Source organism: uncultured Aquimarina sp. (genome assembly GCF_947495315.1).
GTDB lineage: Bacteria > Bacteroidota > Bacteroidia > Flavobacteriales > Flavobacteriaceae > Aquimarina.
Genome location: NZ_CANLYD010000001.1, coordinates 188,313 through 209,031 on the forward strand (window position 1 = coordinate 188,313; position 20,719 = coordinate 209,031).

Consider the following 20,719-nt stretch of genomic DNA (forward strand, 5'->3'; position numbering starts at 1 on the left):
TAGCATTGTCAGGGAGTGATCAAAATGCGGGTTACTAAATTAGTTAAATATTTTTGCTTCAAACAGAACAACCACCTAATCTAAAAATTAGGTGGTTTTTTGTATCAGATAGTGAACGAGACCTTCAATAGATACAATTAGGGAACTTTATCTGAACGATGTTAAATTCTTTGCAACCTAGTTTTTCTAGCCGTTTGGGTAAGTTTTCTTCGGAAAAAGTAAAGTTTCTTCGGGAAAAGTAAATCCTGATAAGGGTTGCCTTACTTCATTAATTCTATTACTTCTTTTACAGTGTAATCATAATAAGGGTGAGCAATTTCTACATAAACTTTGTTCAAGTTTTATGAAATGTAATATTTGAGTTAGCCATCAAGATATTCTAGCCATCCTTTTATGATTATACTAAGCTAATTTATATAATCTTGAAAAATTTTATTTATGAGAGTACATCATTACAAATTGCTAATGTTCATGTTTTGGATGTCCAGCATTGCATTTGCTCAACAAAAAACAATCTCGGGTATTGTAACCGATGACAAAGGGTTGCCATTGCCAGGTGTAAATGTATTGGTAAAAAATACTGATAATGGTACCCAAACTGATTTCGATGGTAATTATTCTATTAATGTAGCAAGAGGAGCTGTTTTATCATTTAGTTATGTAAGTTTTACTACCAAAAGTATCGTAGTAGGCGATTCTGATACTATCAATGTGCAACTAGTAGTTTCAGCAGCGGAGCTAGAGGAGGTTGTAGTAGTTGCTTATGGATCACAAATTAAAAAGAAATTAGTAACTAGTATTAGTACAGTTGGAGGTGATGATATCGAAAATATTATTGCAGATTCTCCCCAAAATATATTACAGGGGCAAGCATCTGGAGTTCAGGTGTTTTCTAGTTCAGGAGGTTTAGGGGCGTCACCTACCATTAATATAAGAGGTTCTGCCTCCATAACAAGTAATACCAGACCATTGTTTGTTATTGATGGAATAACTCTTGGGGACAGTTTTACCACCTTTAATCAAGGTACTGGAGCAGGTATTAATCCTTTAGCTAGTATCAATCCAAATGATATTGAGAGTATATCCGTTCTAAAATCGGCAGCTGCTTCGGGGTTGTACGGTTCTCGAGGTGCGAATGGGGTTGTACTTATTACAACTAAACGTGGAAATAAAAATGGAAAAGTAACGGTTGATATAGACGTAAATACTTCATTTGCTACGATTACGGATACACCCGACCTATTGAACGCTCAGCAATTCATAGATTTCACAACACTCGTAAGAAATGGTTCTGCTGTATCAGCAAATCCACTAACTAGTGCAGGAGGTGAGTTTGACGCATTAGATGCAGTTTTGAGAACGGCCGTTAGTCAATCCTACAACTTTAGTATAAGAGGCGGTACCGAAAAGAACAATTATTTTATTGGAGCTACTCGTGAGGATGTAGAAGGTATAAGAATAGGTGATAATTTAGAGAGGACTAGCTTTAGATCTAATATACAGGTTAAAGCCACTGATTGGTTAACAGCGACCTTAAATGCTAATGTATCACATAATCGATTCGATAGGGTTCCTAATGAAAATAGTTTTGCTTCCCCGTATACCATAGCTATACTGCAAAGACCAGATGTAGAGCCATTTGATGATCAGGGTAATTTTACAACAGCTGGTAATGTGGGCGGAGGTAATGTGATAGCCCAAGAAACATTAAATCTTAACTTAGCTACAACCACCCGTATTATTGCAAATGGATCTCTAGATTTTAATCTATCTTCTTTGATAGATGGTTTAAGTTTTAAACAAGATATAGGAATTGACAGAACGTTTACGGAAAATCAACAAAGAAATGTTGAGCTATTAACTCCAGGAGGATTCGCAGCAAACTCTGTTTTTCAACAAAACAGGTATATTCTTAACAGTTTACTCTCCTATAATAAAACTTTTGGAGATGCACATAATCTAAATCTTTTGGCAGGATATTCCTTTGAAGATAATCAATTAAGGAATGTGCAGACAACAGGTACAGGGTTTTTATCCGATGCGCAATTAAATATTGAGTCGGCTTCAACATTTCCTATTACCTTTTCAAGTGGTGATGCAACTAGGTTAGTATCCTCTCTAGGTAGACTAACATACGATTATGCAGACGGTAGATATATTGTAGAAGGTTCTATAAGAAGAGATGGTTCATCTAGATTTGGTGCTAATAACAGATTTGGAACATTCTGGTCAGCAGCAGTGGGATGGAATATATCTGATGAAGCGTTTATGCAGAACGTAGATTGGATTCAGGGACTTAAACTAAACGCAAGTTATGGTACAACTGGAAACAATAGAATAGGAGTTACTAATTTTTTCCCAGCATTAGGACTTTTTGCAGGAAATAATTATAATGGTAACCCAGGTCTAACACCTTCAACATTAAGTAATCCAGATTTACAGTGGGAAAGTACCACAACTCGAGATATAGGGTTAACAGCAGCTTTTTTTAATAGAAGATTAACTTTTAATGTAGAATATTACAACAACGTTACCGATGATTTAATTTTAGCTGTTCCTAGAGACCCAACATTTAACAATGGCTTGAATTCAGTAAGCGAAAACATTGGAGAATTAGAAAATAGAGGTGTTGACTTCACTTTGGACGCTGTGATTTTTGATAGTGTAAACGACGGTTTTAAATGGACTTCAAGCTTAAATCTTGGATTTAATGAAAATGAAGTAACTAGTCTTCCTGAAGGAACTAGTGTAGATGAGCTAGGAAATAAATTTGTTGATCGTACTGGTGGATCTCTAGCATTTTCAGGACAGAGAGCTATAGAAGGTTATTCTGTAAATACTTGGTATTTAATTCCATATTTAGGAGTTAATCCTCAGACAGGAGATGCAGAATGGTTAGGTGCTGACGGTAACGCAACCACAACTCCAGTAGCTGCAGATAGACGTATAGTAGGTCAAGCAAATCCTGATGTAGTCGGAGGGTTTACTAATGTATTTACCTATAAAAATTGGTCATTAAATACATTATTCAATTTTTCTTTTGGTAATGATATATTACTAACATCAAGAGCATTTAATGAAAACCCAATAAGTGGATTCAACAAAACAACAAGAGTGCTAAATGTTTGGCAGCAACCAGGAGATCAAGCTTTTATACCAAGTCCTGATAGTCCGACTATAAATACTTTTAACCAAAATTCAGCTGCTCAGCTCGAAGATGGATCTTTTGTTAGATTAAAAAATGTAACGTTAGCGTATACATTTTCTAACAAACATTTAGAAAGAACTTTTATTAATAAAATAAGGTTATATGCTACAGCAACAAATTTATTAACTTTTAAAAGTGATGGATTAGACGGATATGATCCTGAAGTATCCAATGGTTCTGATGGTTTTGATGCGGTTGGTCAAGATTTCTTTACTTTACCACAAGCATCAACATATACTTTTGGAGTTAATGTTTCTTTCTAACAGTTTAACGAGATAATATATACATATGAAAACAAGTATAAATACAAACAATAAATTTAGTGTACTAGTAATTTTATTAGTAGTGCTACTAACAACTTCTTGCGAAGATAAAATAGAATTACTACCTGAAGATCTTACGGTTAACGAAGTTGTATTTTCTAATGGAGCCTTAGCTTTAGGAGCTGTAACAGGAATATATAATAGAGCACAACAGGATGATGTATTGAACGGTACACTACAATTTAGTTCAGAGTGGCAAGCTGATAATGTAGATTTTATAGGTACGTTTACCACATTTGGAGAGATAAGGGATTATGCAACATTGGCTGCTAATACTTCAATTTTTGGTATGTGGGATGATAATTATGAAGTTATCGGAGCGGCAAATTTAGTTATTGATAATGTTCCTTTAATTGAAGATGTGACTTTCACAGCAGAGCAACGTAGTCAAGCGATAGCAGAAGCTAGATTTTTAAGAGCTTTGGTATACTTTAATATCGCTACAGTCTTTGGTCAACCTTTGCAAGTTGGAGCAGGTGAAAATAATTTAAGTGTTCCTCTTGTGACCTCGTCAGAACTTGGTCAAGAATTGCCTAGAGCAACGTTAGGCGAAGTATATGATTTTGTAGAATCCGAATTCTTAGCTGTTATTCCTGATTTAGCTGCTGGCACTAGAATATTAGCTAATCCCGGAGCTTGCAGAGCATTTTTGGCACGATTATACTTATACCAGGAACGTTGGGATGATGCTGCAAATTTTGCAAACGATGTGATTAATGATTCTTTTTATAGTCTAGCAACAGATTATACGTTCTATGATTCACCTGATGCAACAGAGCATATATTTACACTGCTAAATGACCCAGTGGATGGTCAGGATTCGGGAGAAGGTTTTTCTGGATTAAGTAATCCTGTACCAGAGGGTAGAGGTGATGTTCCTTTTTCCCAAAATTTGTTAGATGCGTATGCAGAAGAAGCTGGAGATTTAAGGTTTATAACTCAGATAGGACCTGGTGCTGAAGGTGCAGATAGAATCTTTACCAATAAATTTCCTGAGGGGGATAATAATTCAGACGATGCCCCTGTGATAAGAGTTACTGAAATGTATCTAACCAGAGCGGAAGCTAATTTAAGAGGTAATACATCTGTCGGTGCTACACCACTTGACGATATTAATGCCCTTAGAAGTAGAGCAGGATTATCTGATTTAACTAGTGTTGATTTAGGTGTTATTTTAAATGAACGTAGAAAAGAGTTGGCCTTCGAAGGACAAAGACGAATGGATCTTTTGAGAAATAACCTGAGTTTGAGAAGACCTGGTCAAGTAAACGAAGCTAATTCAGCACCAGGCATGGATAAAACGATATTTCCTATACCTCAAACAGTTAGGGATTTATCACCATTTCTTGATCAAAATCCTGGTTATTAATTACAATAAAATTTTATAAAAGTAAAGGTCTACTGAAAAGTAGGCCTTTTTTTATTCTCATATTTCAAGACTTATCTTTTTAGAAAGCGGTTGAGTTTAGAAAGCATATTGCTATAATTTCTATTATAGGTTTGTTGCTCTATATCTGTTTTGATATGCGTGTTAGTTGTTTATTAAATAGGTTCCTGACTGTGCAGAAATAACAATTTTATATTAGAAAAAAAACGTTCATTTCGACATCTAATCATCTATTGATTTCTTTTTAAAAAATTAGCCGTAAAACAATACAGTAGCACCTTTGTAATTTATAAAATACTCTTCTTTAGTTCTATAAGGAAATGTTTATCGGTAAAGGTAAATTTTGATCAGGTTTACCCTCTTTTTTAACTTCTATAACGTCCTTTATAAATCAATTATAAAAAGAATAGGCAAGAGATCGCCGATGATAAGTGTATAGTTTATTCTTATTGGTGATGTTATTGTTGAGTTAGCCTTCAATATACTCTTGCCTTCCTTTAAGATATTATTGATGAGCGTAAGCGGGAACTGGCTTTCGAAGGTTTTGCTTTACACGATATAAAACGTTTACAAAGCGCAATTGGGGTATTAAATTATAATGATAACTTTTTGGTGATGCCAGTTCCTCAGAGAGAGCGAGATGCAAATCCTAATTTAATGCAAAATCCAGGTTACGGAAATTAATCAATTGAGGTTGTGTTTTTAAAATACCTAAAAAGCGGATTAGATTTCTTCTTATTAGTGAAATCAAGAAAATGATTGTGGGAGAATTTTTTAGGTAGTTTTATGTTTATTTATTAGAAGAAAAGCAAACTGTCGCGTTTCTATGTCTGGTTTTTCTTCTTCACTGAAATAAAGAAACTTAATTTTCTTTCATAGCGAATTAAAAATTCAAAAGATATTATTGGCAGCGGAAAGGTGTAACTCCTTTTCATCCCTCCAAAAAATTACCCACTTGAGTCGTTATCTTAAGTGGGTATTTATATTTTAATAGAAATATTATACTACAATAGCTTATTGCTTTACAATTTTTCTGGTAGAGGATTTACCATCAATAGTGATTTTACAGAAGTAAATTCCAATCGCTAACGATTTTTCTCCTAATGAGTATCGATGTTCTCCTCGACTAACCTGTCTGCTAATTATAGTTTGAGAAGCACCGTAAACATTAATAAGTTCTATTCTGAGGTTACTCACTGTTTTTGTGGTATATAACTGTATTATAGAGTTTTCTGTTATCGGATTCGGAAATATTGTGATTTTTCCTTGAGAAGTATCATCTTCTGAAATAGTATTGCCCAATCTTATGGTATCTGGATTTTGATCATACCAGGTGCCATTATAATACCATCCATTTTGACATCTGTTAAGATCTGATGTTTGCGAAGTGCCATTATTACTAAAGATGATATTGGTACAAGATGTATTCAATAATGTATATCGATACCAACCATCTGTATCAGCTGTCATAGATTCTCCAGGCCAGGATGTAGTTAATCCTGATGGAGTAGCATTCCAAAAGTAAATAGTTGGCGATGTATAAGAATCAGATTTAAAGTATACTGTTAAATCCTGACTTTCCTCAGGATTACTATCATACCAAGTTCCATTATAATACCACCCATCTCCGCATCTTTGTAAATCTCCTGTTTGGTTAGCTCCATTACCGTTAAAAATTATATTGGCGCAGCTAATACCACTAAATGTAAACGAAAACCAACCATTACCAATATCGGTCATGGTAGCTCCTGGCCAAGGAACTGTTGATTCTATTGGGGTTGTATTCCAATAATAAATATTTGGATTGGACAGTGGTCCTTTGTAATAAACCGTCATTGAATCGGTTGTTTCAGAAAAAGTGAATGCATTACGTATAACTTCAGAAGATAATCCTTCTGTGTCATAGGAAATAGCTTTTATAGTAGTATCTGATGTAATAGCTATTGATGAGGTATATCTAATAGAGGAAGTATTGGGTTCATCTCCATTAAGAGTGTAATAGATTTCAATTCCTTGAGGAGAATTATCAGTTGCACTTAATGATACGGTTACAGTTTCTCCTTCTGCAAAAGATCCTCCTTCAGGTGACATTACTATTGTTGGAGGAGTATTTTCGGTATTTCTAGGGTCTGTATCATACCAAGTTCCGTTATCAAACCATCCATCTCTATCTCTTGTTAAGTCATCGGTTTTGATACCGCCATTATCGTTAAAGAGTAAATTAGTACTTTGGACTCCTTCAAAAATATATTCATACCATTCAGAGTTGTCAATTTGACTCATTTGTGGTCCTGGCCAGTTGCTAGGAGGTAAAACATCAGGTGATTCATTCCAATAATGTACATTGGCTTGTGTCCAAGAAGATGGTTTTTTAAAGTAAACGTGTAAACCTTCGATTGGACCAATCTGATAATTCTTTGTAATTACATCGGATGCAGTTCCATCTTTGTCAAAAGCAATCGCTTTAATAGTCGTAGATTCTGTGATCGTAAAAGAACTAGTATACTGAGAACTAACCGCACTAGGATTTGATCCATCGATGGTGTAGTAAATACTATACGGAGCACCAGCTCCTCCAACGGCTTCCATTGTAACTTGTATTGGGTTTTCGGAGTTTGTGGTGTTTGGATTAATAATTACAACTGGATTACTTGGACCATTAACACAGTTCTCAAAGAATCCTCCTCCACAGCTACCAATTAGACCAGGTCCGTTTAATACATATATTCCAGCAGATCCGGAAGTTACAGTAAAGTTTAACACTCCATTTTGTGCTGCTATTTCACGACCAGTTACGGCATCTCTATACAATCCATTTGTCATTCCCGAAATACTAAATGAAGCATTCCCATCTTTGGCTAATCCTACAGCAACTTCACTACCTTGATATACTCTGCGATAAGAAACAGCATTACCAGGAGCATCTTTCCAATCCCAGCTTCCTTTTTGTAATGCTGGAACAGCTTTTCTTATAGCATTTAGCTTTTTAATATGTTGGTATATTTTATGATTTGGAGCTTGATCTATAACATCTCCATAATAAGCTCTTCCGGTATTATTAATAGATTCCCTAATTCCTGCTTCATTATGAATGTCATTAAATTCACCAGCTTTGAATCGCATTTCGGTTCCATAATATACGGTTGGGATTCCTCTCCAGGTAAACATGAAATTCATACATGCTGCTAGATTTTCATCAGATCCTCCATAGCGTCTATTCCAGTCATTATTCGGTCCAAAATCATGATTGTCTAACCAAGTTACCAGTGTTGAAGGATCACTATATAAATTATCATATCTTGCTGCAGCTTTAACCGTTGGGAAAGATTGCCCTTCTTCAAACGTACCGTGAAAAGTAGCCTCTCCGAAGAAATCAATTACAGCAAGATCTAATGGCTGGGAGTTGTTAACTTCTCCTCTCCAAGTATAATAATGAGGGTTGGTTTCCTCTACAGGATGTAATTCGTGACGTTTTTGTGCTACTTCTCCAAAAATAAACAAATCAGGGTTTATAGCTTTAAAGGCATCATAGAAATAGATAATGTCCTCTCTGCTCATATGCTTAACCGTATCCCAACGGAAAGCATCTACTCCCATATTAATATAGGTAGCATATGCATTAACAAGATAATCTCTAACAACTTGACTTTCTGTATTTAGATCAGGAGTGTCACCTGCCAATGCTCTATTTTGTAAATTTTCTACATCATCAAAACCTTGTGCAAAGCCGTTTCCAGAATGATGATACCAATCTGGATCAGAAGTATCAACATAACTCTCTTTCCCTGGGAAATTATGTTGTGATAAATCCTCATTATAAGGAGGAGGCATTTTTGCTAAATTAGCTCTACTCCATATAAGCCCATCTTCTGGATTGGGTGTTAAACCGTCATATTCCCAATTAGGATTGTCTGGTGCAAACCAGGGTTTTGTTGGGTCTGTATTATATTTTATTTCAGCTACATCTTTTATTCCAAACCTTCCTGCATGATTAGTAACTACATCCAGTACAATTTTCATGTCACGTGCATGGATTTCGTTAATTAGGTCTTGAAATGTGGCTCCGGGAGATTCTAAACGTGGATCGACCTTAGTGAAATCCCAGGCGTGATATCCATGATAGTCTAGTGGACTGCGGTTATGCACTATAGGAGTGATCCAGATGGCGGTAAAACCAAGATCTTTTATATAATCTAATTTTTGAATCAACCCTTTAAAATCTCCTTTCCAAGTCACATCATCAGAATCGGTAATGGTTGGATTTATTTCGGGATCAGGATTATAAGAGGACCATTCTGTTGGAGCATTATTATTAGGATCTCCATCAAAGAAACGAGTGGTCATTAAAAAATAAATCGTTTCTTCTCTGAAATCTGTCTGTGCAGTTATTAAATAAGAATTTAATAGTAAGCTCCATAGGCATAGAACGCCCAGGAATTTGAGTAATGAGTTTTTCATGAATTTTAGTGTTTGTGTTTGTGTCTTGTGTGAAATTTTGCCCTTCTTTAAGAAGTTGATGTCTAAATTGTCATATCGAAATAAAAATTTAAAAAATATTAATACAATGTTATTTTTTTAATAATAAATTTGTTGAATTAGCAATTTAGGTAATAATTATTCGCTTAAGTATCAACCGAGTTACTCAAACGTTTTCGTGTTGATAAGATTTTTTATATTGGTTTTTTTGAGTAGAGTTAAACCTGAATTTTCTGTAAATAGAGTTTAGAAAATCTATTTTCTAAAGCAGATAAGTTTTTTAGAGATAATCATTTCATTATAGTTGAAATGGTTTTTAATCCAATTCAATGTCTTTTTGGTGTAGAAGAATACATGAGTAGGGTCATTCTTGTACCACCATGAATCAAAATCAATAGATTCATCATAGAGATATGTCTTGCAGTATAGGTTTCCTTTATTTTTTAGTAATGAATGTAATAATTTGAACTCTTTAATAGGGTTATAGAAATGCTCCATTACTTCGCAACACGCGATATAGTCATAAGTAGATTGTAATGCTTTGGAATTAGGGTCAAAGAATGGGTCATATGTAGTAATAGTATACCCTTGATTTCTTAGCATGGTAGTAACAACTGGATCACTACCACTCCCAAAATCTAAACCTTTATGACTCTTCTCGTAGTCTTTTGTAATAGTATTAACGATTGGAGAAACGAAATTTTGATAACCTGGATCTGTAACATCATTGTTATGTATTTCATACCTCTTCCTTTCTTTATCATCTGAAAGGAAATAAGATGGATGTAATGAAATAGCATCACAATGAGAACAATGGTGGTATGCTCGTTTGTGTACAACAGAAAATTCTGAGGTTTTTGACCCACAAAGAGCACAATTCATATTGGAATATTAGAGTTGTTTTATTTTCTTTAATTTATTCTTCCAAACTTCGAGACTGTCTTTATGCTTTTCAATGTTTTTTCGCACTTCGATTACCAATGGATTATTGTCATCTGCGTGTTTAAAGAATTGCAGGTTGTTTTCTAATTGACGTATTTCACTGTGAACTTCTTCAATCTTTTTACGTATAAAATTTTGCTCATTTCTAAGTGCTCTATCATCAGACTGATTAGCAAGTGAATTGAGTTTATTTTCGTATTTGATCATTTCAGTCTCTTGTCTGCTTAAGTTTAATTGCCCAAAAAGGCCATCCAATACTTTATTGTAATCAGACTCGATGTTGCGTTTTTTATATGGAACTCTACCTATTGTCTTCCAAATACTAATATTTTCTTTAATGGTGTCAAGATCACTTTTAGGGTCCCCAGATAGCTTTAGTTCCTTTAGTGCCTCAATATGAGCTAGTTTTTTTTCATACGCTGCAACTTCTTCCTTATTGGCTTCATTTTTTTCAGCGTGTATACGATCAAAATAGGCGTTACAGGCATCTTTAAATCTTTTCCAGATTCTATCACTATCCTTACGTGGTACGTGTCCAATCTTTTTCCAATCTGCTTGAATCTTTTTCATTAATGGAGTAGTAACAGAAAAATCATCACTATCCTTATTGTCTTCAGCAATTTTGATGAGTTCCATTTTCTTGTTCAGATTTTCGAACTGATCTTTTTTAAGACCTTTGTAGAAAGCGTTTTTATTTCTGTTAAAATCTCTTACCGCACCTTTAAACTGACTCCATGTTTCTTCATTTGCGCTGGATGGTACTTTTCCTGCTTTAAAAAACTCTTCTCTCAGCGCTTCTATTTCTTTGATTTTCTGTTGCCAGCCTCCATGATTTTTTGGATGTTCGGTAGCAACTTCAATAATCTTGGCAATAATTTCTTGTTTTACCTCTAGATTTTTTTCATAAACCTTGTCTTGTACTTTAAAAAATTGTTGGCGGTTTTCATGAATCTGTTTGGTAAGTTCACTAAATTTTTCCCAAATGGGCTCTCTATACTCTTTGCCAACAGGTCCCAAATCTTCTTTCCACATTTTGTGGAGAATTTGTAATTCTCTAAACGCTCTATTCACATCCGTTTCCTGAGCTAACTCAGTAGCACGTTCTATAATTTTAAGTTTTTGTTCTAGATTGTGTTTAAAATCCAGATCCCTAAAATCTCTATTTAGATGTAGGAAATCATAAAAATTTTCTGTGTGATGATGGTATGTATTCCAAACCGTATTGTATTTGTCTCTTGGGATTGGACCGGCATTATGCCATCTTTCTTTAATTTCCTTAAAATGATTGTAGGTAGTATTGATATTCTCTTCTACGTTCAATAAACCTTTTAGTTCTTCAATGATATCTAATCTCTTCTGTAGATTTGCTTGAAGATCTTTCTTTAGGTTTTGATAGTACGCGTTTCTTTTCTCTTTATAATCAAAGTAAACAGAGTTAAATTCTTTTTTCAGTGGAGTCGAGTAGTAGAAGTCTATTATATTTCCACCATCAGCTAAAAATTCATCTTTTTTCTGTTCTACTTCTTCGTTAAACTTAGCATTAAACTCTGTCTTAATTTCTTCTACATGCTCCTTGATAGCCTGTATTTTCTCGCTTTTTATCAAATGGCGTAATTCAGATATGAGCTCATCCTTATTCATTGCATGATAGTCTTTCTTTTCGATATCATGACGCTCTAATTTACTTTCATCCTCGCTATCCTTCGCCACTGCTTCATCCATCTCACTTTGGATTTCATCACCTGGCGCTTCAGTAGATTCTGCGCTTTCTTTTGCTTTTTCAGTATTTGGTGTGTCTTCACTAACTGGAGACTCTTCGGTAGGTTCTGCACTTTCTTTTGCTTCTTCAGTATTTAGTTTGTCTTCACTAACGGGAGGCTCTTCAGTAGGTTCTGCACTTTCTTTTGCTTCTTCAGTATTTGGTGCGTCTTCACTAATTGGAGACTCTTCAGTAGGTTCTGCACTTTCTTTTGCTTTTTCAGTATTTGGTGCGTCTTCACTAACTGGAGACTCTTCAGCTGGCATGCTGTCCTCAACAGATTCTTCTACTTTAGTGGATTCTTCAGATTTATCATCCTGTGATTCTTGTGTCTCAGAATCCGGTTCCGCTGCTTCGGAAACAGGATTTTCTGATTTTTCCTCTAAGGGTTTGATCTTATTCTCTTCATTTCCATCTGCCTTAGGCAGGTTATCGTGTGTGGACATTATATAAAATGTTTTTGTTTGTCTGAGGTTAACGATTGACTAAGATACTAACATCTTATATAAACTCAAAGCAAATGCTCGGTTTTAGGAATTACTTAATTAGGATCCAATGGGTAATTTTGTGCCTGAAAAAACAGAATACTATTGATTCCAGATTTCCCAAGATTTTTCTGCTTGTAAAATTAACATATTCAACCCATTAGAAGTTGTTGCTCCTTTTTGTTTGCCTTTTTTCATAAAGGTTGTTTGTTCTGGATTGTAGATGAGATCATACAACACGTGATTTTTGCCTAGGTATTCATAAGGAATATCCGGATGATTTTCTATATTAGGGTGGGTTCCTAAAGGCGTACAATTAATAATTAATTTATAATCTTTTATGATATCCTCATCCAGATCATTGTAACTAAGTTCTTTAAAATCTGGATTCCGAGAAACAAAAACATATTCAATATTTAGTTTATCCAATGCATATGCTATGGCTTTTGATGCTCCACCAGTTCCTAGGATTAATGCCTTTTTAATCGTTGTATTAAGCAAAGGTTTTAGAGACTCCGTAAAACCATAGTAATCACTGTTGTATCCTGTTAATTTTCCGTTGTTTTCAAATTTAATTACGTTTACAGCTCCAATTTCTTTGGCAACAGGATCTAAAACATCTAGATAAGGAATAACTTCTTCTTTATATGGAATAGTTACATTCATTCCCTTTACATCTGTCTGCTGTGTGATTGTTTTTAATTCATCAATTGTTTGAAGATCAAAATTCTGATACTGACATTTTAGGTCTTCTTTGTTAAATTTATTGGAAAAATAGTTTCTAGAAAAAGAATAGCCTATATCTCTACCTAGTAGTCCGTATATATTCATTTTGGTTTGGTTTTTAAAGTTCTTTCGCCGTACCATTCTAACCAAAGAACAATAGCAATACCTACTAAAACAAAAAAGAAGGCAATATATGTTGGTGCAATTGTTAGATCGGGAAGATAACGATCGTAATTATCAAGAATGGGATTGCCTTGCGCATCAATTAGAATTTCTCCTAAATCATTTTGTTTATACATCTTGTATTTCCAAGGCCAAACAACACCAAGAGATCCAGTTATAAAACCAATAATTGCAGCAAAGGTGGCATTTTTATAATGCTTTAATACGTATCCTAAAAAATGTGATAACGTAACTAAACCAGTGATTGATCCTAAACTGAATACGACAAGAACTTTAAGTAATCGTATTCTCTTAGCATTTTCCATAAAGGACAAATCCCATTGTATAAGGTCGGCAATGGTATCGTATAAAGCATTTACCGCGTCTACCAATAATAATACATAATTTCCAAAAAGTATAAGGATAAATGAGCCCGATAATCCGGGTAATGTCATACCAGAAACACCCACGATACCACAGAAAAATACAAAAAATAAATTGTCATTTTCTTTAGCAGGCTCTAATAAACTGATACTAATACCTACAATTATTCCAATAATAATAAAGCAGATATTACGCCTGCTCCAATCATTAAAATCTTTTACTATATAATATATGGAGCCTATAATCATCCCGAAAAAAGCTGCCCAGACATACAATTCATAATGTATGATCAAATAATCGAGAATTTTGGAAACACTAAAATAACTAATTAGCATTCCTAAAATAAGCAGTGCTAAAAAACGGCCATTTATATATCTCCAGAAGCTTTTAAACCTAAAATTAATAAATAGCTTAAGTGCCTTAAGATTTATTTTCTGCAAAGAATAAATAAATTCTTCATAAAAACCTGCGACAAAGGCCACAACTCCACCAGATACACCAGGTACTTTATTAGCAGCTCCCATAGCCAAACCTTTAATGACTAAAAAAAACTTATCGCTAAACGTTCTGGTGTTTTCTGCCATCTATTAATTATCTTTTTTTATTGCCAGGCGCTCTAATATAAGAATTAATAGAAATCCAATAGAGACAAAAAGTAGTGCCCAAATAATTCTGGGATCTCCATCAAAATTTGTAGGCAAAATACTTTTTTCAATAAAAGGAACCTCAAGACCTTCTGAGTTTGTTCTCCAGGAGACTACTTTTTTCCACGGCCAAATTTTATTCAAAGATCCAATCATAAACCCCGTAAGTAAGGCTAAGGTCATGTTTTTATGGTTGTTGAACATCCAGTTTAATACTTTAGAAAATAGTTTTAAACCGGTAATGGCACCAATACCTATGATAACTATTTTATAAAAAGCTTGCCATAACATGTCAAAATCCATGGTTGTCAATCCTTCTCTAAATTGATTAAGAATTCCAATAAATGTTTGATATGCTCCAAGGATCAATAGGATAAAAGCCCCCGAAACACCTGGTAAAATCATTGCTATTATCGCAATAAATCCGCAAAAAAGTAAATACCAGAGACTTTCTGGAGATGCTATGGGTTCTGCTATAGTAACAAAATAAGAAATAACGGCTGCTAGTATTATGCTAAGAAAAACTTTTGGGTTCCACGAGTTTATTTGCTTACCGATATACAGGATACTTGCTAATACCAATCCAAAGAAAAATGACCATAACAATAAGGGTTCATTATGTAAAAGCCATTTAATTGCTTTGGCCAACGAAAGAATACTTATGGCTATTCCCATAAATAATGCTAACAAAAAAGAAAGATTGTATTTCTGCCAGGCACTAACAAAACCTTCGTTTTTCCAAACTTTGAAAAAATTAAGATCTAATGTATTGATTGTGGAAATAAGTTCCTCATATATTCCTGAGATGAAAGCTATTGTTCCTCCAGAAACTCCTGGAACAACATCTGCAGCTCCCATAGCAATCCCTTTTAGTGAGATAACCAAGTAGTCCTTAAGACTTCGTCGCATTCTTTTTAGTTTAGCAATTGTTATACAAACAAATGTATGTATTTTTTGATTTAAAGTATGCTGTCATTTTAAGGAAATTAAAATGTGAAATTAGTTTTATTGTCTTGTTTTGCTACTACACTCGTAATATATTCAATTCCTACTACGTTTTGTACTCCAAAATGATATTTTGGACCAAAGTAAGATTAAATACACGTTCGAATAACTCTTCTAAAACAATAGTATATTCTATATCTAAGTCCAGTGCTTTTCTAAGATGAAATTCTCCTTTATCGTATTCTTGCTTTTCATAATGCAGTCCGGCCAACCTATATTGAACTTCGGCATTTTCAGGATAAAACTCTATTGCCTGATGCATATTTTGAATAGCAGCATCAGATTCACCAATAAATGTTAAAATATCAGATCGATTAAGCCAAGTTTCAAGTTCATAATTGCCTAATTCTAATGCTTTCCTGTATCCACGTTCTGCTTCTTCAAAGAAAGCTAATCTGTTATTGATTTTAGCATAGCGTTTCCAGTACAATACATTTTCTGCATCAATGCTTATTGCTTTATTTGTATAGTATAATGCTTTCTGATAGTTGCGTTTTCGCATGTAGAAGTCCGTAATGGCAATCCAACCTTTATCTAATAATGGATCTTCATGTACGGTTTTGGAAAAATGCTGAATAGCTAAATCATCGCTACCTAATTTTTCAAAACATTTTCCTATTCTTAATAAAGCAAAAGAAGTAGGGTCATCTAATTCTAAGGTAATACGATAATTTTCTATAGCTTCGTTATAGCGTTTTAGTTTCTCTAATACTTTTCCTTTTTCCAGATAAGCACCTATAAAATATTCATCACTAATGATTGCGAAATCAAATGCTGCTAAGGCTTTTTCGTAATCCTTAAGGTCAAAATATTGTTTACCTACCTGATGCCAAGCCACTTCGCAATATGGATTTTTATCTAAAAACATATTAAGATACGTAATGGCTTCTTCGTGCTGTTCTAAGAAGTCAAAACAGTATATGATATTATATAACGCAGAGTAGTCTTGATTATCAGACTCTAGACATCTCATAAAATTTACTTTCGCATTTTCGAAATCATCCATAAAGAGATATTCCATTCCGATCAAGGAATATACATCAGCCTCATCTGCTGTGTACTCCAGCGCTGTACTTAATAATTCAATTGCTTTTATATGATCGTTTTGCTTAGAGAGAATATTTGCTTTTTGGATATATATTTCTTCATTTTCAGGTTCCAAGGCGTGAAGTTGGCCTAAAAGATTATCCGCTTTATCTAATCGATCCTCGAAAACAAGGATTTCAACTTGTAAGAGTTTTAAGTTTACAGAAGACGGATGTTGCGAAAGTCCTAAAGAAATTGCCTTTTTAGCCTTTGCGATTTTTCCATTTTCCAGATAGTGATGAATAATAGATTCAAACTCATCAGAATCAAAAAACTTAACATCATTAGATCTCAGCATAGACTCATAGCGAGTAATTGAGAAATTATTTTCTTCGAATTCTTCGTGGTTAAATTTCATCCGTTCGTCCTTATTTTTAATAAATGTCAGATGGAATTCGCATAGTACTCATTCCAATATTTTTGAAATTCATAAGTATGCTCATTTCATACACGTTGATTAAAGGTGCTCTATAAATCAAAAATATGTTACAAACCTTTTTTGTCTTCCCCAACAAGCAAGAGTTGTAAAAACATCATTACTTAATTTATTTTTGCACTTTTGATTTCCTCTGAATTAAAATTACAAATGAAATTGTACGATACTACTTCAGAAATCAATTGTTTTTAACAAACTAATTAACAAAATGTGTACCATTAATAATTAACGGTTTAGCATTTTTTATATTATAAGCCACTAGATGCGATTGAATGTGTGATTCGGTAAGATATTGTATTAAAGATAAGGGTTTTAAATCAATTTAGCAGTATTGTTTTTAAAACTTTTTGTGGTTTCCAATCTCATTTAATATTTCAAGAATGATCTGGCAGCCTTCCTTGATTTCTTCTTTAGATATTGTCAGAGGAGGCGTAATGCGTACTGCTAGGGGTTCAAAAAGCAACCAAAAAAGAATTAATCCTTTGTCTTGACATCTTAAAACAATTTCATTTGTGATTTCCGCAGAAGGAGTTATAAAGGCTAACATTAATCCAATACCTCTAACTTCTTTAATTAACGGATGTATTAATAATGATCTGAATAATTTTTCTTTTTGTAAGGCTTCTGCCATTAAGTCACCTTCTGTAATTTCTTGTAATGTTGCCAAAGCGGCAGCTGCAATTACTGGATTACCTCCAAATGTTGTGATATGCCCAAGTTTTGGATTGTCCTGTAGTTGATCCATCATCTTAGAAGAAGCTGTAAAGGCACCTATCGGTAATCCACCTCCCATACCTTTACCCATAACGAGAATGTCCGGAATCATTTCGTAATGCTCGAATCCAAATAATTTTCCGGTACGTCCAAATCCGGGTTGTATTTCATCTAAAATAAGGAGCGCGCCAACTTCAGTACAACGTTCACGAACTCTTTTTAGATACTTATTTTTGGGTTCAATAAATCCTGCTCCTCCTTGTATAGTTTCTAGAATTACTCCTGCTGTTTTTTCTGTAATGCTTTGTAGATCCTCTTCTTTGTTAAATGTTATGAACGATACATCGGGAATTAATGGTCTAAAAGCTTGTTTTCGTTCTTCGAATCCCATCACACTCATAGATCCCATAGTATTGCCGTGATATGCGTGTTTAGCAGCTATGATTTGACTTCTTCCGGTTACTCTTCTTGCTAATTTAAGAGAACCTTCGATAGCTTCGGTTCCGGAGTTGGTTAAATATGTTTTTTCTAAAGGATCGGGAAGAAGGGAGGCTAAAAGTTTTGTAAGCTCCACTGCCGGTTTCTGGATATATTCTCCATACACCATTACATGTAGATATTTATCTAGTTGTTCTTTTACAGCGTTTACAACTCTAGGATGTCTATGTCCAAGACTACAAGCAGATACTCCTGCCACAAAATCCAGATACTTTTTGCTGTCCGTAGAAAAAATATAACTTCCTTCTGCATGAGAAATTTCCATAGCCAAAGGATGCGGTGTGGTCTGAGCCTGATATTTGTAGAAGTCTTTTTTCACCTTGACAAAGTTAAATCAATCTATCGAAATTTTAGTTTCTTGATGTAAGAAACTCGCTAAAGTATAATTTGTAAAATAACAATTTTGTTGCTGATCTAGATTGTTATTTTTTCTTTTTGATACTATCAGCTGATTTTTGGTTTTTTAAGCTAGTTACAGTAATACTATCGCGTTGTCTAGCAGTTCGATTAAGATCAGGATCTAAGAAGGAAGTTTTGGCAGATGTTTTCTTTTTTGAAGTTGTATCTTTTTTCTTTTTTAATTTTACTTCTTCTCTTATTTTTTCCTTTATTATTGGTGTTGAATCCAGTTCTTTATTTGTTTCTTTTAGTTGAGCATCTTCTAGTTTTTGTTCTAATAGGCGAGAGTCTTTGGATTTATTATCCTCTAAACGTTTTATGGTTTCCTCATCAAAGAAGTCATCATCTTCTACTGGTAGTGGTATTCCGGTTATTTTAGTTAATTTTGGTGGTGCTTCGCCTCTAAAAAGATCTTTTTTACTTAATATTTGTTCCTCTCCACGCCACTTAAAACCTGAGAGCTCTCTGGCATTTTCTGGCAGATCGATTTCTCGATATAAGGTTCCATCTACATTTTGATAATAAAATACGTCTACAATTTCTCGTTGTTCCAATAGTAACTTGATGGAACTGGATAATACTTTATTAATACCAATCAATTTCAGTTCTCCTTCACTTTCTCTCTGATAAAATATAGTTTCGGTGTTTTTATCTATATCTACTTGATAAATTTCATTGTCCTCAAATAGTCCGTATAAAGTTTGTCCCTTCACCTGATTATATCCAGCTTTCAGTGTGTCTTCCTGTACTAAAAAGGCATTTTGGTATACGATCAGTGAATCTAGTTTTTCGGTTTCGGGATTAGAGATAATCTTAATGGTATCTCCTGTCATCTGATTACGCTGTGACCAGATAATGGGTTTACCTATCATTTTAGTATATCCAGTTGTTTGATCTACATTGATAGAGTCACTTTTACCACTCATATTACTTTTAAAAATCCGGACATCATAAAAACCATTCATAATCCTGCGTTCAGGTTTTCCTGTTACCATTAATGTGTCACTATGAATGTATATAGAATCTTTCTCCTGTAAAGTGGCTGCTAAAGCTCTTTTGGTAATAAATACGGAGTCTTTGTCCTTAAAGACTTCGGCATAATGACCGGTAATTACAGAGTTGTTAGCTGTATCCAATACTTTTATATTATTGGTTGCGGATGCAAATTGAATTGCACTGTTGTAAAATATACTATCCCCATAAACCGTACGATTGTCATAATCAATCCGTGCATTTTTTATAGCATACCCGGTTTTTACCTTAGTATCATAAAAACCACGTTCGCAGTACAATGTGCTTTCTTCTCCTTTTACGGTTGATGGGCCATATAAATATGCGTGACCATTATCTGTGTAATAATCTAAACGATCAGAATCTACAGTGTTTTCCGGATTGACGATTTTTACTTGGGTATTAAATGAATATTGTTTTCTATCCATAAAATATCTACCTATTCTACTGGTAAGCGTATTAGAAGAGTCTCTTACAGTTCCTCCACTTCGATAGTATGCTTGCTGACGTAGGCGGTCAAAAAATAACGTATCAGTGGTTAATGTATTCGATGGAGTTTCTAAAAACACTTTTTCTCTTGCATAGGCAAACTTACTATTACCATTATACTCTGCATAAGAACTTGTCATTGTTAGTGTATCCCCTTGTTTCATTTTTACATTACCAAGAGCCTTAATGAATTTATCTTCGCTATAATGTATTGCTTGATCGCACCAAATCTCAATACCATCATGCTCAATATAAACTTGTTTGTTTACTTTGGCTAGAATCGTCGCTCCAGGAAAACGTTCCTCATTTTTAATAGTACGATCCGATTGAACCTTAATTTTTTTACCTTCTTGCGCAAATGTGATGGTAGAAAAAAACAGTATAAAAACTATATAGAAAAATGTATTTTTCAAGTATCTAATATTTGTTTGCAAAATAACGAAAATTGTATGTAATGATTGTGAGGGTTTACTTAAAATAAAATTTCCCAGTTATAAGTTCATAGATAAATACTTAAGTAATTTGGTTTTGTTGCATTTTTGTATGTAAAACTTCTATTCACTATAATAGGATTTGGTGTGTTAT

At 34.1% G+C, this 20,719-nt stretch carries 12 protein-coding genes; 3 read left to right on the forward strand and 9 right to left on the reverse strand.

The annotated features are described in order from the left end of the window. The first annotated feature begins 438 nt into the window (after positions 1-438). From Q0910_RS00810 to Q0910_RS00820, 3 genes are all read left to right on the forward strand, one after another. The gene (locus Q0910_RS00810; RefSeq protein ID WP_299211225.1) at positions 439-3,471 is read left to right on the forward strand and encodes a TonB-dependent receptor; all 3,033 of its coding nucleotides are present in this window, start codon (positions 439-441) and stop codon (positions 3,469-3,471) included. 25 nt (positions 3,472-3,496) lie between these two features. Then, entirely contained in the window at positions 3,497-4,900 is a 1,404-nt protein-coding gene (locus Q0910_RS00815; protein ID WP_299211228.1) for a RagB/SusD family nutrient uptake outer membrane protein, read from the forward strand. Positions 4,901-5,527: 627 nt separating this feature from the next. Further along, on the forward strand, positions 5,528-5,602 hold the full coding sequence (locus Q0910_RS00820) for a RagB/SusD family nutrient uptake outer membrane protein (RefSeq protein WP_299212668.1): 75 nt from the start codon (positions 5,528-5,530) through the stop codon (positions 5,600-5,602). Positions 5,603-5,932: 330 nt separating this feature from the next. Here the strand turns inward: Q0910_RS00820 and Q0910_RS00825 are convergent, their stop codons facing one another. The 9 genes from Q0910_RS00825 to Q0910_RS00865 all read right to left on the reverse strand — a co-directional run bounded on the left by Q0910_RS00825 (position 5,933) and on the right by Q0910_RS00865 (position 20,547). Continuing rightward, the gene (locus Q0910_RS00825) at positions 5,933-9,376 is read right to left on the reverse strand and encodes a starch-binding protein (protein ID WP_299211231.1); all 3,444 of its coding nucleotides are present in this window, start codon (positions 9,374-9,376) and stop codon (positions 5,933-5,935) included. Positions 9,377-9,649: 273 nt separating this feature from the next. Then, a complete protein-coding gene (locus tag Q0910_RS00830) occupies positions 9,650-10,276 on the reverse strand; it encodes a class I SAM-dependent methyltransferase (protein WP_299211234.1) in 627 nt (208 codons plus the stop codon). A gap of 9 nt (positions 10,277-10,285) precedes the next feature. After that, positions 10,286-12,541 carry a DUF349 domain-containing protein gene (locus Q0910_RS00835; RefSeq protein WP_299211237.1) on the reverse strand — a complete coding sequence of 752 codons (2,256 nt, stop codon included), beginning with the start codon at positions 12,539-12,541 and terminating at the stop codon, positions 10,286-10,288. Between the two features lie 141 nt (positions 12,542-12,682). After that, a complete protein-coding gene (locus Q0910_RS00840; protein ID WP_299211240.1) occupies positions 12,683-13,411 on the reverse strand; it encodes a shikimate dehydrogenase in 729 nt (242 codons plus the stop codon). Further along, positions 13,408-14,436: a DUF368 domain-containing protein gene (locus tag Q0910_RS00845; protein WP_299211243.1), complete on the reverse strand. Its 1,029-nt coding sequence runs from the start codon at positions 14,434-14,436 to the stop codon at positions 13,408-13,410. The genes Q0910_RS00840 and Q0910_RS00845 overlap by 4 nt, the downstream gene beginning before the upstream one ends. A 3-nt stretch (positions 14,437-14,439) precedes the next feature. Next, entirely contained in the window at positions 14,440-15,405 is a 966-nt protein-coding gene (locus tag Q0910_RS00850; RefSeq protein ID WP_299211246.1) for a DUF368 domain-containing protein, read from the reverse strand. 142 nt (positions 15,406-15,547) lie between these two features. Then, positions 15,548-16,945, reverse strand: a complete 1,398-nt coding sequence (locus Q0910_RS00855) for a tetratricopeptide repeat protein (protein WP_299211249.1) — start codon at positions 16,943-16,945, stop codon at positions 15,548-15,550. 415 nt (positions 16,946-17,360) lie between these two features. Then, positions 17,361-18,554: an aspartate aminotransferase family protein gene (locus Q0910_RS00860; protein ID WP_299211252.1), complete on the reverse strand. Its 1,194-nt coding sequence runs from the start codon at positions 18,552-18,554 to the stop codon at positions 17,361-17,363. A gap of 103 nt (positions 18,555-18,657) precedes the next feature. Continuing rightward, positions 18,658-20,547 carry an OstA-like protein gene (locus Q0910_RS00865; RefSeq protein WP_299211255.1) on the reverse strand — a complete coding sequence of 630 codons (1,890 nt, stop codon included), beginning with the start codon at positions 20,545-20,547 and terminating at the stop codon, positions 18,658-18,660. Positions 20,548-20,719 lie beyond the last annotated feature (172 nt).

Bases quoted from the DNA above. Each gene is read 5' to 3' on its own strand.
- Q0910_RS00810 (WP_299211225.1), top strand. From the start codon at position 439: ATGAGAGTACATCATTACAAATTGCTAATGTTCATGTTTTGGATGTCC.
- Q0910_RS00815 (WP_299211228.1), top strand. From the start codon at position 3,497: ATGAAAACAAGTATAAATACAAACAATAAATTTAGTGTACTAGTAATT.
- Q0910_RS00825 (WP_299211231.1), bottom strand. From the start codon at position 9,376: ATGAAAAACTCATTACTCAAATTCCTGGGCGTTCTATGCCTATGGAGC.
- Q0910_RS00830 (WP_299211234.1), bottom strand. From the start codon at position 10,276: ATGAATTGTGCTCTTTGTGGGTCAAAAACCTCAGAATTTTCTGTTGTA.
- Q0910_RS00835 (WP_299211237.1), bottom strand. From the start codon at position 12,541: ATGTCCACACACGATAACCTGCCTAAGGCAGATGGAAATGAAGAGAAT.
- Q0910_RS00840 (WP_299211240.1), bottom strand. From the start codon at position 13,411: ATGAATATATACGGACTACTAGGTAGAGATATAGGCTATTCTTTTTCT.
- Q0910_RS00845 (WP_299211243.1), bottom strand. From the start codon at position 14,436: ATGGCAGAAAACACCAGAACGTTTAGCGATAAGTTTTTTTTAGTCATT.
- Q0910_RS00850 (WP_299211246.1), bottom strand. From the start codon at position 15,405: ATGCGACGAAGTCTTAAGGACTACTTGGTTATCTCACTAAAAGGGATT.
- Q0910_RS00855 (WP_299211249.1), bottom strand. From the start codon at position 16,945: ATGAAATTTAACCACGAAGAATTCGAAGAAAATAATTTCTCAATTACT.